General features: G+C 67.9%; 10 protein-coding genes and 1 tRNA gene. 8 read left to right on the top strand and 3 right to left on the bottom strand.

Going from position 1 to position 12,961, the window contains the following annotated elements:
* Window positions 1–27 precede the first annotated feature (27 nt).
* From serS to E1J61_RS10540, 4 genes are all read left to right on the top strand, one after another.
* The gene (gene serS, locus E1J61_RS10525; RefSeq protein ID WP_133094230.1) at window positions 28–1,332 is read left to right on the top strand and encodes a serine--tRNA ligase; all 1,305 of its coding nucleotides are present in this window, start codon (window positions 28–30) and stop codon (window positions 1,330–1,332) included.
* Window positions 1,333–1,412: 80 nt separating this feature from the next.
* Window positions 1,413–1,502, top strand: a tRNA-Ser gene (locus E1J61_RS10530).
* 179 nt (window positions 1,503–1,681) lie between these two features.
* A complete protein-coding gene (locus E1J61_RS10535; RefSeq protein WP_133093989.1) occupies window positions 1,682–2,569 on the top strand; it encodes a DUF1653 domain-containing protein in 888 nt (295 codons plus the stop codon).
* Window positions 2,562–3,698, top strand: coding sequence for a phosphatase PAP2 family protein (locus E1J61_RS10540; RefSeq protein ID WP_133093990.1), 1,137 nt, complete (start codon window positions 2,562–2,564; stop codon window positions 3,696–3,698). The genes E1J61_RS10535 and E1J61_RS10540 overlap by 8 nt, the downstream gene beginning before the upstream one ends.
* On the opposite strand, the gene E1J61_RS10545 is transcribed toward E1J61_RS10540, so the two are convergent.
* Window positions 3,592–4,899, bottom strand: a complete 1,308-nt coding sequence (locus E1J61_RS10545; RefSeq protein WP_133093991.1) for a hemolysin family protein — start codon at window positions 4,897–4,899, stop codon at window positions 3,592–3,594. The two genes, E1J61_RS10540 and E1J61_RS10545, sit on opposite strands and share 107 nt — an antisense overlap.
* 102 nt (window positions 4,900–5,001) lie before the next feature.
* Window positions 5,002–5,988 (bottom strand): LysR family transcriptional regulator, encoded by a 987-nt coding sequence (locus tag E1J61_RS10550; RefSeq protein ID WP_133093992.1) that lies wholly within the window; start codon window positions 5,986–5,988, stop codon window positions 5,002–5,004.
* 152 nt (window positions 5,989–6,140) lie between these two features.
* Here E1J61_RS10550 and E1J61_RS10555 point away from each other — a divergent pair, with 152 nt between their 5' ends.
* The 4 genes from E1J61_RS10555 (at window position 6,141) to E1J61_RS10570 (ending at window position 10,280) form a co-directional block, all read left to right on the top strand.
* Window positions 6,141–7,427 (top strand): D-amino acid dehydrogenase, encoded by a 1,287-nt coding sequence (locus tag E1J61_RS10555; protein ID WP_133093993.1) that lies wholly within the window; start codon window positions 6,141–6,143, stop codon window positions 7,425–7,427.
* Between the two features lie 107 nt (window positions 7,428–7,534).
* Entirely contained in the window at window positions 7,535–8,443 is a 909-nt protein-coding gene (locus E1J61_RS10560; RefSeq protein WP_133094231.1) for a glutamate/aspartate ABC transporter substrate-binding protein, read from the top strand.
* A 206-nt stretch (window positions 8,444–8,649) separates the two neighbouring features.
* Window positions 8,650–9,471, top strand: a complete 822-nt coding sequence (locus E1J61_RS10565) for a transporter substrate-binding domain-containing protein (RefSeq protein ID WP_133093994.1) — start codon at window positions 8,650–8,652, stop codon at window positions 9,469–9,471.
* A gap of 149 nt (window positions 9,472–9,620) precedes the next feature.
* Window positions 9,621–10,280: an amino acid ABC transporter permease gene (locus tag E1J61_RS10570; RefSeq protein ID WP_133093995.1), complete on the top strand. Its 660-nt coding sequence runs from the start codon at window positions 9,621–9,623 to the stop codon at window positions 10,278–10,280.
* An 85-nt stretch (window positions 10,281–10,365) separates the two neighbouring features.
* Here the strand turns inward: E1J61_RS10570 and cphA are convergent, their stop codons facing one another.
* A complete protein-coding gene (gene cphA / locus E1J61_RS10575; RefSeq protein ID WP_133093996.1) occupies window positions 10,366–12,936 on the bottom strand; it encodes a cyanophycin synthetase in 2,571 nt (856 codons plus the stop codon).
* Between the last annotated feature and the right edge of the window lie 25 nt (window positions 12,937–12,961).

Genomic DNA, 12,961 nt, shown 5'->3' on the forward strand with positions numbered 1-12,961 from the left:
CTGGCCCTGCACTTCACCTCAAGCAACATGCTCGACATCCAGCTGTTCCGCAAAGACATCGACGCCGTGGCGCAACGCCTTGCCACGCGCGGCTTCCAACTCGACGTGGCGGCGTTCCAGGCACTCGAGGCCGAACGCAAGCAACTGCAGACCCAGACCGAGGAACTGCAGGCGCGCCGCAACAGCCTGTCCAAGCAGATCGGCATGCTCAAGGGCAAGGGCGAGGACGCCTCGGCCGTGATGGCCGAAGTCGGTGGCATCGGCGACACACTCAAGGCCTCGGCCGCGCGGCTCGACGAGATCCAGGCGCATCTGGCGGAGCTGATGTTGTCGATCCCCAACCTGCCGCACGAAAGCGTGCCGGTGGGCAATGACGAGACCCAGAACGTCGAAGTGCGCCGCGTGGGCGAGCCGCGCCAGTTCGACTTTGCCGTGCGCGACCACGTCGACGTGGGCGAAAAGCTGGGCCTGGACTTCGATACCGCGGTCAAGGTGACCGGCTCGCGCTTCTCGATGCTGCGCGGCGGCGTGGCGCGCATGAACCGCGCGCTGGTGCAGCTGATGCTCGACACCCATACGCAGGAACACGGCTATACCGAAATGTACGTGCCGTATATCGTCAACGCCGCGTCGATGCGCGGCACCGGCCAGTTGCCCAAGTTCGAGGAAGACCTGTTCAAGGTGCCGCGCAAGGTCGGCAGCGAGGAAGGCGAGCGCATCGAAAACTTCTACCTGATCCCGACCGCCGAGGTGCCGCTGACCAATATCGTGCGCGACGCCATCGTCGCCGGCGAGAAGCTGCCGCTGCGCTTCGTCGCGCATACGCCGTGCTTCCGCTCGGAAGCAGGTTCGTACGGCAAGGACACGCGCGGCATGATCCGCCAGCACCAGTTCGACAAGGTCGAGATGGTGCAGATCGTTCCGGCCGCGCAATCGTTCGACGCGCTGGAAGAACTGACCGCCCACGCCGAGGCGATCCTGAAGAAGCTGGAACTGCCGTTCCGCACCATCGTGCTGTGCACGGGGGACATGGGCTTCGGCAGCACCAAGACCTATGACCTCGAAGTGTGGATCCCCGCGCAGAACACCTACCGCGAGATCAGCTCGTGCTCGAACATGGGCGACTTCCAGGCGCGCCGCATGCAGGCACGCATGCGCGCGGGGCAGGGCAAGCCGGAGCTGGTGCACACGCTGAACGGCTCGGGCCTGGCCGTGGGCCGCACGCTGGTGGCCATCCTCGAGAACTACCAGAACGCCGACGGCTCGGTCACGGTGCCGGCCGCGCTGCAGCCTTACATGGGCGGCGTCACTCGTCTGGAACCGGAGCTGTAAAAAATCTGTTTCCGGCCTCTTGCGCTGGCCGGTGCGGTGTGGCTATAATCTCGGTTTCGCCACACGGCAAAGCAGTTACCGGAGAGGTGGCAGAGTGGTCGAATGTACCTGACTCGAAATCAGGCGTACCGGCGACGGTACCGTGGGTTCGAATCCCACCCTCTCCGCCAGACAAGAAGCTGCCCGGTCTCGACCACCGGACAGGCAACAACAGTGTAGTAAAACTCAGGCCGACGCCCACGCAAGTGAGCGTCGGTTTTGTTTTTTCCGGCGGTCGGTTTCATCGCTGCCAGCGCCTGGCGGTGCACTATCATGGCGATCCAGCGGACCGCCATGAACGAGGCCACCGATGACACAGCCATCCCCCACGCCTGCCGAATTCCACGGCGACCCCGCGGAACTTCCCGACGACCCCAATCTGATTGCCGGTATGCCGTACCGCCACCACAAGGGCGGTACCTATGCGGTGGTCGGTATCGGACGCCTGGAGGCCGACCTCGCGCCGGCAGTCGTCTATCGCGCGCTGCGCGATCCCGCATTGCTCTGGGTGCGCCGCGCCGACGTGTTCAGCGAGCCCGTGGCGACGCCGCATGGAGAGGTACCGCGCTTCGCCCCGGACTGGCCCGCGGCGCTGGCCTGCCTCGACTTCCTGCCGCGCAAGACGGTGCTGGATGTGCTGGGGCTGCATGACACGCCGTACCGGCACTACCACGGCCCCCGCCATATCCTGGAAATGTTCGAAGTCGCCCACACGCGCGGCGTCGCGCTGGATCCGGCGCAGGCGCTGGCGGTGCTGTGCCACGACGCGGTCTATGTGCCGGGCTGCGAGCACAACGAATCGGCATCAGCTGCGTTGATCGAGACGATTGCACCGGCGCTGGAGCGCGCGGCGCTCGATCGTGCCGCGCAGATCGTGCGCGACACGCGCACGCATACGCCGACCATCGACGGCGCGGACAGCGTGCTCGATCTCGACCTGTTCCGGCTGGCCGCGCCTCCCGACGTATTCGATGCCCACAGCGCCGATGTCTTCGCGGAGAACCGCGCCATGCTGGCCGCGCGCACCGGCTTGCAGGGCGATGCGCTGCTGGCGGAGTTCGGGCGCCGGCGCGCGGCCTTCCTGGGCGAGCTGGCGCAGCGGCCGCGGCTGTTCCTGACGCCGCCCTTTGCCGACTGCGAGGCGCCCGCGCGCGCCAATATCGCGCGCATCGGCGGCGCGCAGGCTGCGCGTGCCTGAACTGCCGGCGCGCGTGGGCACGGTTGCCGATGCCTGGCTGACGCCCGGGACGGCGCTGGGTTTGCTCGGCCTGTTCACGCTCGCCACGGTGTTGCTGCTGTGCCTGGTGCCGCTACTGGTGGCGCTGTTGCGCCCGCTGGTGCGCTGGCTCGACGGCATGCGCGTCTGGGGCGCCGGTGCCTTGTCGACGCGCGTGGCCGCACAGGATCGCCCGCGCCGCGTGAGCGCGCTGACGCTGCGCGTGCTGGAACGCGATATCGCCGAATTGCTGCTGGTGCTCGTGGCCGGCGCCGCGCTGCTGGCTTGCGGGGCAGCGCTGTTCTGGCTCGCCGCCGAAATCGCGCAGGGCGACGAAGTGGTCCGTCTCGACCAGCTTGTGTTCGCGCAGGGGCGCGCATGGCGCCGCGACTGGCTCGATATCGCCATGGTCGCGGTGACCGAGCTGGGCGGTGCGCGCATCTCGGTCGCGGTCGGCGTGGCGGTGTTCGCGTGGCTGTGGTGGCTGCGCGCGTGGGTCACGGCGCTGTACTGGTCCGCGGCGCTGCTTGGCGCGCGCGCCTGCGTGATGGCGCTCAAGCTCGGCATGGCGCGGGTGCGGCCGGCCAGCATCTACAGCGGGCTGGAGTCGTATTCCTTTCCCAGCGGCCACGCCACCAGCAGCATGGTGACGTACGGTTTCCTGGCGTTCCTGCTGTGCCTGCGCCAGCCATGGCGCGTGCGCATCCCGGTGCTGGCGCTGACCGCGGTGGCGGTGGCGGCGATCGGGGTGTCGCGGCTGTACCTGGGCATGCACTGGCTGTCCGACGTGGCCGCGGGCTACGCGCTGGGACTGGCTTGGATCGCGTTGCTCGGCACCGCCTACCATACGCTGCATGCGCCGGCGCCCCGGGATGCGGTGGCGCCGTGGCGGCTCGGCGCGGTGGCGGCAGCCACGGTGGTGGTGGCGTTCGGCTACGTGGCCTGGTTCCGCATGCCGGATACGCTGGAGCGTTATCGGCAGGCAGGCGCGGTTACAGCTACGGTTACCGCGCAGCAGGCTCTTCTGGCGCGGGCAGGCGCGATACCAGCAGCTGGTCGATCTTGTGATGGTCGATGTCCAGCACTTCAAAGCGATAGCCCGCCACGGTAATCGACTCGGATTTCTTCGGGATGCGCTTGAGCGCGTAGATCACCAGCCCGCCGGCGGTGTCGACATAGTCCTCGCCGGGCAGGGCATCGAGTTCCAGCGCTTTCTTCAGGTCCACCAGCGGCGTCAGGCCGTCGACCAGCCACGAGCTGTCGTCGCGGCGCACGATCTGCTCGTCTTCGCTGGAATAGAGGATGTCGCCCATCAGCGCGCCGACGATATCGTCGAGCGTGACGATGCCCACCACCAGCCCGTACTCGTTCATCACCACGGCAAAGTTCTGGTGCATCTCGCGGAAGCGCGTCAGTCCCTCGGACAGCGTCAGCGTGTCGGGGATCACCAGCACGTTCTTGTCATGGTGGCGGCCGATATTGCCGATGACCGCGGCGCTCTCGTCGGCCAGCAGCAGCTGCAGGATGTCCTTGGAATCGATATAGCCCTGCACATCGTCCAGGTCGTGCCCGCACACCGGGTATTGCGCATGCGGCTGGTTGACCAGCTTGCGCCGCACGCTGTCGGCGGGCTCGTCCAGGCTCAGCCAGACCACGTCGTCGCGCGGCGTCATGATCGCGGTGATGCCCTTGAAGCCGAGTTCGAACACGTTCTCGATCAGGTGCAGCTCATGCTTGTGCAGCACACCCGCCTCGGCGCCGGCATCGACCATGGCGGCGATGTCCTCGGTGGTGATCTGGTCGACCGGCTTGGTCGGCAGGCGCAGCAGCCGCAGCGCGGCATCGGCGGCGGCGTTGAAGACCCACACCAGTGGCTTGAGCACGCGCAGCAGCGTCAGCATCGGGTCGATCACGGCCAGCGCGCACGCTTCGGGGAATGTCATCGCGATGCGCTTGGGGATCAGGTCGGCAAACTGGATGAACAGCAGCGTCACGATCAGGAACGAGCCGATATTGGCCACGCGCTGCGCGTGGACCACCTGCATATACGGCGACAGCGTTTCCAGCAGCAGGTCGGACACGTGCTTCTCGCCGAGGATACCGGCGAGGATGGCCACGCTGTTGACGCCGATCTGCACGATGGTGAAGAAATTCCCTGGCTCTTCCTTGAGCAGCAGTACGCGCGTGGCGCGGCCATCGCCGCGCTCGGACAAGACCTGCAGCTTGGTGCGGCGTGCGGCGGTCAGCGCGATCTCGGAGATGGAGAAGAAGGCGCTGACCAGGACAAGGGCGGTCAGGGTCAGGACGAACATAGGCGGTGTGGCGCATGCGGCCAGCGAGTGCAGGCGGCTTGATGATGGTGCACCGCCTGTGAAGCTGTCAAATAAGCTGTCAAATCGGCGCCGGCGCGGCCGTCATTCCAGTATGGCCGTGCGCACCCTGGCGCCGCCCGGCAGTGCGCCGTCCAGGCTGACCACCGGCGCTTCCAGCCGTTGCGGCAGCGTTGCCGCCAGTTCCTGCGCGGCCTGCGCAAACTGCACGCGCAGGTCGTCGGCCAGGCTGGAACCGGCGCGGTGGCTGGCGCGCAGCATCTGGATCTCGAACGGCAGTTCCGGCGCCACGTCATGCAGCGCGACATGGCCAGGATTGGCGCTGAGCGCGGTGTACTGGTCCAGCAGCGTCAGGCCAAGTCCGGCATCGACCAGCGCCAGCGCCAGCGAATAGGTCTGCACCTCCAGCGTCGAGCGCGGCTCGAGCGCGTGCCGCGCCAGCGTCTGGCGCACCAGCAGGCCGAGCGAGCTGTTGTCGTCATAGCCGATGAAGGGGCGATCCATCAGCCGCTGCATCGGCACCTGGCGGCGGCGTCCCGCGGCGGGCAGCGGCTGGCCGCGCGGCACCGCCAGCAACATGCGGCCGCTGGCCACCGGTTCGCTGGAAATGGCCTCGTGGCGCGGCGGCGAGAAGGCGAAACCCAGGTCGATCTGGTTGGCCAGCAGCGCGCCGACGATCTCGTCGGTATGGTGGGTCAGCACCTGCACCTGGGTGTCGGGGTGGCGCGCGCAGAAGCGCCGCACCGCCGGCACCAGCAGCGGGTTGGCCAGGCTCGGCGTGGCCGCCACGCGCAGGCGCCCGGCGCCCTTGTGGCGCAGGCTTTCCGAGACGCGGCGCACGCGCTCGATCTCGCCGTATAGCCTTTCGACATCGCCGTACAAGGCGTTGGCCTCGGGAGTCGGCTGCAGCCGCCCGCGCACGCGCTCGAACAGGCGGAAGCCGAGCGAGGCCTCGGCATGCTGCAGCACGCGCGTGACCACGGGCTGGGACACGTGCAGCAGGCGCGCGGCTTCGCTGACGGTGCCGGTCAGCATTACGGCGCGGAAAACCTCGATCTGGCGCAGGCGCATTGGCTTAGGGCGTCTGGAATTAGGGACGTCTGGAACGATAGGCACAGGCCATCCATAGCCTGAAGACATATTCTGGCACGTATTCGCATTGGGCAAGCCGGCCCCGCTGATCTACCCTCTGGCATCGGTCTTTTGATGCAACAAGGAAGTCAATGCGGGTAGTGATCGTGGGCGCCGGGGTGGTCGGCATGACAACGGCGTGGCGCCTGGCCCAGGACGGGCATGAGGTGACGGTGCTGGAACGGCACCAGGGTCCCGGCGAGGAAACCAGCTTTGCCAACGGCGGGCAGCTCAGCTACAGCTACGTGGCGCCGTTGGCCGGGCCGGGCGTGATGGGCAAGGTGCCGGGCTGGCTGCTGCGGCGCGATTCGCCGATGCGCTTCCGCCCGGTGGCCGATCCCGCGCAATGGCGCTGGCTGGCGGCCTTCATGGGCGCCTGCAATGCCGGCACCAGCGAGGCCACCACGCGCAAGCTGCTGCGCCTGGGCTTCTATTCGCGCGACCAGCTGCAGGCGTTCGTGGCGCAGCACGAGCACGAGGACAGCGGCTTTGGCTTCGATTTTGCGCGGCGCGGCAAGCTGGTGGTGCACCGCGACGAAGCGGCGTTCGCCTCGGCCTGCCGGCTGCTGGATTACCAGGCCAGCCTGGGCTGCGAGCAGCAGGCGCTGGACCGCGATGCCTGCGTCGCGCTGGAGCCCGCGCTGGCCGGCATCCGCGAAGAGATCGCCGGCGCCATTTATACGCCGAGCGAGGAGGTGGGCGACTGCCACCGCTTCTGCGTGTCGCTGGCACGGTTGCTGCAACACGGCGGCGGCCGCACTGGCGTGTCGCTGCGCTTCGGCACCGTGGTGCACGGACTGCAGCAGCAGGGCGGACGCGTGACCGGGGTGCGCACCGATGCCGGCGAGGTGCCGGCCGACGTGGTCGTGGTCGCGGGCGGCATCGGCAGCGTGCCGCTGCTGCGTCCGCTGGGTGTGCGGCCGATGCTGTGGCCGCTCAAGGGCTACAGCATCACCGTACCGCTGGCCAGTGGCGCGCGCGCCCCGCATATCAGCGTGACGGATTTCGCCAACAAGATCGTTTACGCGCGGATCGGCAATACACTGCGGGTGGCGGGCATGGCCGACCTGGTGCGCGGCGGCACCCGCATCGACCCGGAGCGGGTCGGCACGCTGGTGGCGCAGACGCGCGCCTTGTTCGACGGCATCGTGCCGGACCTGCCGCTGGCGCATCTGCAGCCGTGGGCGGGCCTGCGCCCGGCCACGCCGGACGGGCTGCCGCTGATCGGGCCGTCGCGCGTGTCGGGCCTGTGGCTGAACCTGGGCCATGGCGCGCTGGGCTTCACGCTGGCGATGGGCAGCGCCGGCCTGCTGGCCGACCGGCTGGCGGGGCGGCGCCCGGCCCTCGACGCCGCGGATTTCGATGCCGCGCGCGCGTAGCGCAGCGGCATGAAGCAATGGTTCCTGCAGTACCCATGAGTTCGCATTACCGCATTACCTCGAGAAAACGAGCCTCAATGACCAAGCCCCACTACAAGGAGCGCGACATGAAACCATTGCACACCCGCCTTGCCACCCGACGTATGCTCGCGGCTGCCACGCTGTTGCTGGCCGCCGGCGCGGCCCAGGCTGCCGACGGCGACACGCTGAAGAAGATCAAGGACAGCGGCGTGATCTCGCTGGGCTACCGCGAATCGTCGATCCCGTTTTCGTACACCGACGGCAAGGAGGTGATGGGCTACTCGCACGAGATCCTGCTGCAGATCGTCGACAAGGTGAAGAGCGAGCTGAAGATGCCGAACCTGCAGGTGCGGCTGACACCGATCACTTCGCAGAACCGCATTCCGCTGGTACAGAACGGCACCATCGACATCGAATGCGGCAGCACCACCAATAACCTGGAGCGCCAGAAGCAGGTGGCGTTCTCCAACAGCCTGTTCGTCTACGGCATCAAGATGCTGACCAGGAAGGACTCGGGCGTGAAGGAGTTCACCGACCTGAAGGACCGCAACGTGGTCACCACTGCCGGCACCACCGGCGAGCGCCTGCTGGTCAAGATGAACGGCGAGAAGGCGATGAACATGAACCTGATCAGCACCAAGGACCATGGCCAGTCCTTCCTGATCCTGGAAAGCGGCCGCGCCGCTGCCTTCGTCATGGACGAGCCGCTGCTGTACGGCGAGCGCACCAAGGCCAAGAGCGCCGGCGACTGGGTGGTGGTTGGCGCGCCGCTGCAGACCGAGAACTACGCCTGCATGTTCCGCAAGGACGATCCTTCGTTCAAGAAGCTGGCCGACGGCGTGATCGCCGACCTGCAGACCACTGGCCGCGCGGAGAAGCTCTACAACAAGTGGTTCATGGCGCCGATCCCGCCGCGCAACATCAACATGAACTACCCGCTGTCGGCCGACATGAAGGCACTGTTCGCGGCGCCCAACGACAAGGCCTATCAGTAGGCGGGCGGGGCGGTGCCGCCGTGGCGTATGCATCGCCCCGGCGGTTATATAGCCATAATGAATCGTTATTTCGCCATTGATAGCGTTTGCGGTAGTGTAGAGCCCGATATAGGCTCATAGCAGCACAACCGGCCGGCAGGCGTCCACGAGAGGCCAGCCGGCGTTGCCTGCCCACTTACTGCCTATCCGCATCCACTGGAGAACATATGCGATCGATTCGTACTGGCTGGTTCAAGTCGCTGCTGGCGGCCTCGCTGATGGCGGGGGCCGGCCTGGCGGCCACCGCGGCCCATGCCGCCGACCTGCTCGACACCGTCAAGCAGGCCGGCGTGCTCAAGATCGGGCTGGAGGGCACGTACCCGCCGTTCGGCTTCCGCGGCGCCAAGAACGAGCTGGAAGGGTTTGACGTCGATGTCGCGCGCGCGGTCGCAGGCAAGCTGGGGGTCAAGCCCGAGTTCGTCACCACTGAATGGAGCGGCATCATTGCCGGACTGCAGGCGGGCAAGTTCGACGTGATCGTCAACCAGGTCAACGTCACGCCGCAGCGCCAGCAGGTGCTGGACTTTTCCACGCCCTACGTCTACTCGGATGCGCAGCTGATCCAGCGCAAGGACGACAAGCGCCAGTTCAAGTCGCTGGAAGACCTGAAGGGCCACAAGCTCGGCGTCAGCCTGGGCAGCAACTACAACGAGCTGGCCAAGTCGGTGGCCGGCATCGACGTCAAGACCTATCCCGGCGCGCCCGAGTACCTGCGCGACCTGGCGGCACAGCGCGTCGACGCCGCGCTGAATGACCGGCTCATGGTCGCCTACCTGGTCAAGACCGCCAACCTGCCGCTGCGGGCGGGCGCGATCGTGGCGGGCGCGACCACGCAGGTGGCCATCCCGTTCCGCAAGGACAATCCCAAGTTCGCGCAGGCCATCAACCACGCGCTGGAAGACCTGAGCAAGGACGGCACGCTTGGCAAGCTGTCGGTGAAGTGGTTTGGCACCGACGTGACCAAGCCCGCCGGCAAGCCGGTCAAGTAAGCCGGTCAACTAAGCGCATCAAGTAAGCGCATCAAGTAAGCGGATCAACTAAGCCGGCCCGCGAGGCGGGCGGTATCATGTCGCGGCGCGGCGGCCTGCAGGGCTGCCGCGCCGCTTTGTTTTATTACCTTCAGTCCGCCGCCACGCCCATGTCCGCTCTCCAGCTCGTCATCGATTCCCTGCCCGTGCTGCTGCAGGGCACGCTGCTGACCATCAAGTTCGCGTTGTGGTCGATGGTGTTCGGACTGGTGCTTGGCACCGTGGTCGCGCTGATGGGCATCAGCCACAGCCGCGCGCTCAAGGCGGTGGCGCGCGCCTACGTCAGCATCATGCGCGGCACGCCGCTGCTGGTGCAGATCTTCGTCGTGTACTACGGGCTGCCGGGCGTCGGCATCGCGCTGGAGCCCACGCCGGCCGGCGTGCTGACGCTGAGCCTGAACGTGGGGGCGTACCTGTCGGAAAGCATGCGCGGCGCCATCCTCGGCGTGGCGCGGGGCCAATGGCTGGCGGCATACAGCCTGGGGCTGACGCCGGCACAGGCGCTGCGCTACGTGGTCGGTCCGCAGGCGCTGCGGCTGGCAGTGCCGAGCCTGTCGAACAGCCTGATCAGCCTGATCAAGGATACGTCGCTGGTGTCGGTGATCACGGTGACCGAACTGCTGCGCACCGCGCAGGAGGTCATCGCAGCGACATACCAGCCGTTGCCGCTGTACCTGGCGGTGGCGGCGATCTACTGGGTGTTGAGCACCGGGCTGTCCGGGCTGCAGCATATGCTGGAGCGCAAGCTGTCGCTGCCGGGCAGGCACTGAGCCGCGCCGCTGCCAAAGCAAAAGAGCCAGCTCCGGAGAGCTGGCTCTTCTTTTCGGCAATGCGGGCCGTTGCCGGCCCGCGCGCTCAGCCCTGCGCGATGCGCCCGGCAATATGCCCCAGCGCCTCTTCCACCTGGTCCACCAGGACCAGGCACAGGTCGCCCGGCTTCAGGTGCGACAACGCGGTATCGATGGCCAGGAATTCGCCGCGGATTTCCTCGACCTGGCTGGTGCGCTGCGCGCCCTGCAGGCCTTCGCGCAGCAGCGCCAGCACCTCGCCGTCGGCACGGCCGCGCTGGCACTGGTCCTGGTACAGCACCACTTCGTCGAACACGCCGCCCAGGATCTGCGTCTGACGGCGGATGTCCTCGTCGCGGCGGTCGCCGGCACCGCTGATCACGACCACGCGGCGGCCGGCCGGCATGGTCTCGACCGCGGTGCACAATGCCTGGATCGCGTCCGGGTTGTGCCCGTAGTCGGCGATCAGCATGGCGCCCTTGTAGTCGAACACGTTGAAGCGGCCGGGAGCCGTCGCGGCGTCGTTGACGAAGGTGGCCAGGCCGCGGCGGATGATGGCCCAGTCGATGCCCAGCGCCCACGCCGAGGCGATCGACGACATCGCGTTCTCGACCTGGAAGCCGATGGTGCCGTTGCGCGTCAGCGGGATCTCCGCCAGCGCGATGCGCACCTGGGTATCGCCCTCCGACGCCACGATCTCGGCGCCGTCGACAAAGACCACGCGCTTGCCTTGCGCGCGGTGCGTGGCCATCGCCGGCTGGTTCGGATCGTGCGCGAAGAAGGTCACGCTGCCGGGGCAGGCGTCGGCCATGCGCACCACCATCGGGTCGCCGGCGTTGAGCACGGCCATGCCGTGCGGCGCGACGTTCTGCACGATCACGCTTTTGAGCACCGCCAGGTCTTCCACCGAATTGATGTACGACAGGCCCAGGTGGTCGCCTTCGCCGACGTTGGTCACCACGGCCACGTCGCAACGGTCGAAGGCCAGGCCTTCGCGCAGCAGGCCGCCACGCGCGGTTTCAAAAACGGCCGCGTCGACATCGGGGTGCAGCAGCACGTTGCGCGCGCTGCGCGGGCCGCTGCAGTCGCCGGTGTCGATGCGCTCGCCCTGGATATAGACGCCGTCGGTGCCGGTCATGCCCATGCGCAGGCCGCTGGTGGCCATGATATGGGTGATCAGGCGCACCGTCGTGGTCTTGCCGTTGGTGCCGGAGACGGCCACCACCGGGATGCGGCCATCGTCGCCATCGGAGAACATGGTCGAGATGATCGCCTCGCCCACCGCGCGGCCCTTGCCGTACGAGGGCTGCAGGTGCATGCGCAGGCCCGGCGCGGCGTTGACCTCGACGATGCCGCCGGCCTGTTCCTCGAACGGCTTGAGCATGGTCTCGCACACGGCGTCGACGCCGGCGATGTCCAGGCCCACCATCTGCGCCGCGGCCACGGCGCGCGCGGCGATGTCCGGGTGGACGTCGTCGGTCACGTCGGTGGCGCTGCCGCCGGTGGACAGGTTGGCGTTGTTGCGCAGCACCACGCGCGTGCCCTTGGCCGGCACGGAGTCGGCGGTCAGGTTCTGCTTGGCCAGCACGGCCAGCGCGATATCGTCGAAGCGGATCTTGGTCAGCGAGGTGGCATGGCCTTCGCCGCGGCGCGGATCGCGGTTCACTTCCTCGACCAGCTGGCGCACGGTGTGCACGCCGTCGCCGGTCACCTGCGGCGGGTCGCGGCGCGCGGCCGCCACCAGCTGCTTGCCGACCACCAGCAGGCGGAAGTCATGGCCGGGGATGTAGCGCTCGACGATCACGTCGGAACTGATGTCCGAGGCGACCTCGTAGGCCGTCATCACTTCCTCGCGGGTGCGGATCCGCACCGCCACGCCCTTGCCCTGGTTGCCGTCACGCGGCTTGACCACCACCGGGGCGTCGATTTCCTGCGCGGCGGCCCAGGCTTGCTCGGCGCTGCGCACCGAGCGGCCCAGCGGCACCGGCACGCCGGCGGCGTGCAGCAGGCTCTTGGTCAGTTCCTTGTCCTGCGCGATCGATTCGGCCACGGCGCTGGTGCGGTCGGTCTCGGCGGCCTGGATGCGGCGCTGCTTGCTGCCCCAGCCGAACTGCACCATCGAGCCCTGCGTCAGGCGCCGGTAGGGGATGCCACGCGCCACGCCGGCGTAGACGATCGAGCCGGTGCTGGGCCCCAGGCGCACGTCTTCGTCCAGGTCGCGCAGGCGATGCAGCGCGTCGGCCAGGTCGAAGGCGGAGTCGTCGCGCGCGGCCAGGCACAGGGCCTCGGCCAGCCCGAACGCGAGCCGGCCGACTTCTTCCTCGCTGTACTGCACGATCACCTGGTAGGTGCCGGGCTCCACCGTCTGCGCGGTGCGGCTGAACGTGACCGGGCAGCCGGCGGCCGCCTGCAGGCGCAGCGCGGCGACTTCGAGCACGTGCGCGAGCGAGAGCTCGCCCGATTCCTCGTCCGGGCGCAGCGGCCCGATCTCGGGAAAGCGCGCGCGCAGCCGGTCTTCGAAGCCGGGCAGGTCCGACAGCATGTCGGCGGTGTCCTGGCAGGCCACGATGGCTTCAATGGCGGTGTGGCGGCACCACAGGTTCGGGCCCCGCAGGGCCCGGATACGGGAGACTTCCATGGAACGGTTCCGTGTCTTCTATGCG

Origin of the sequence: Cupriavidus sp. L7L, assembly GCF_004353535.1 — a bacterium.
Taxonomy (GTDB): domain Bacteria; phylum Pseudomonadota; class Gammaproteobacteria; order Burkholderiales; family Burkholderiaceae; genus Cupriavidus; species Cupriavidus oxalaticus_A.

What these genes read in the sequence shown, in the direction of transcription:
- E1J61_RS10565 (WP_133093994.1), top strand. Translation starts at nt 8,650, where the DNA reads ATGCGATCGATTCGTACTGGCTGGTTCAAGTCGCTGCTGGCGGCCTCG.
- cphA (WP_133093996.1), bottom strand. Translation starts at nt 12,936, where the DNA reads ATGGAAGTCTCCCGTATCCGGGCCCTGCGGGGCCCGAACCTGTGGTGC.
- E1J61_RS10560 (WP_133094231.1), top strand. Translation starts at nt 7,535, where the DNA reads ATGAAACCATTGCACACCCGCCTTGCCACCCGACGTATGCTCGCGGCT.
- serS (WP_133094230.1), top strand. Translation starts at nt 28, where the DNA reads ATGCTCGACATCCAGCTGTTCCGCAAAGACATCGACGCCGTGGCGCAA.
- E1J61_RS10550 (WP_133093992.1), bottom strand. Translation starts at nt 5,988, where the DNA reads ATGCGCCTGCGCCAGATCGAGGTTTTCCGCGCCGTAATGCTGACCGGC.
- E1J61_RS10555 (WP_133093993.1), top strand. Translation starts at nt 6,141, where the DNA reads ATGCGGGTAGTGATCGTGGGCGCCGGGGTGGTCGGCATGACAACGGCG.
- E1J61_RS10570 (WP_133093995.1), top strand. Translation starts at nt 9,621, where the DNA reads ATGTCCGCTCTCCAGCTCGTCATCGATTCCCTGCCCGTGCTGCTGCAG.
- E1J61_RS10545 (WP_133093991.1), bottom strand. Translation starts at nt 4,899, where the DNA reads ATGTTCGTCCTGACCCTGACCGCCCTTGTCCTGGTCAGCGCCTTCTTC.
- E1J61_RS10535 (WP_133093989.1), top strand. Translation starts at nt 1,682, where the DNA reads ATGACACAGCCATCCCCCACGCCTGCCGAATTCCACGGCGACCCCGCG.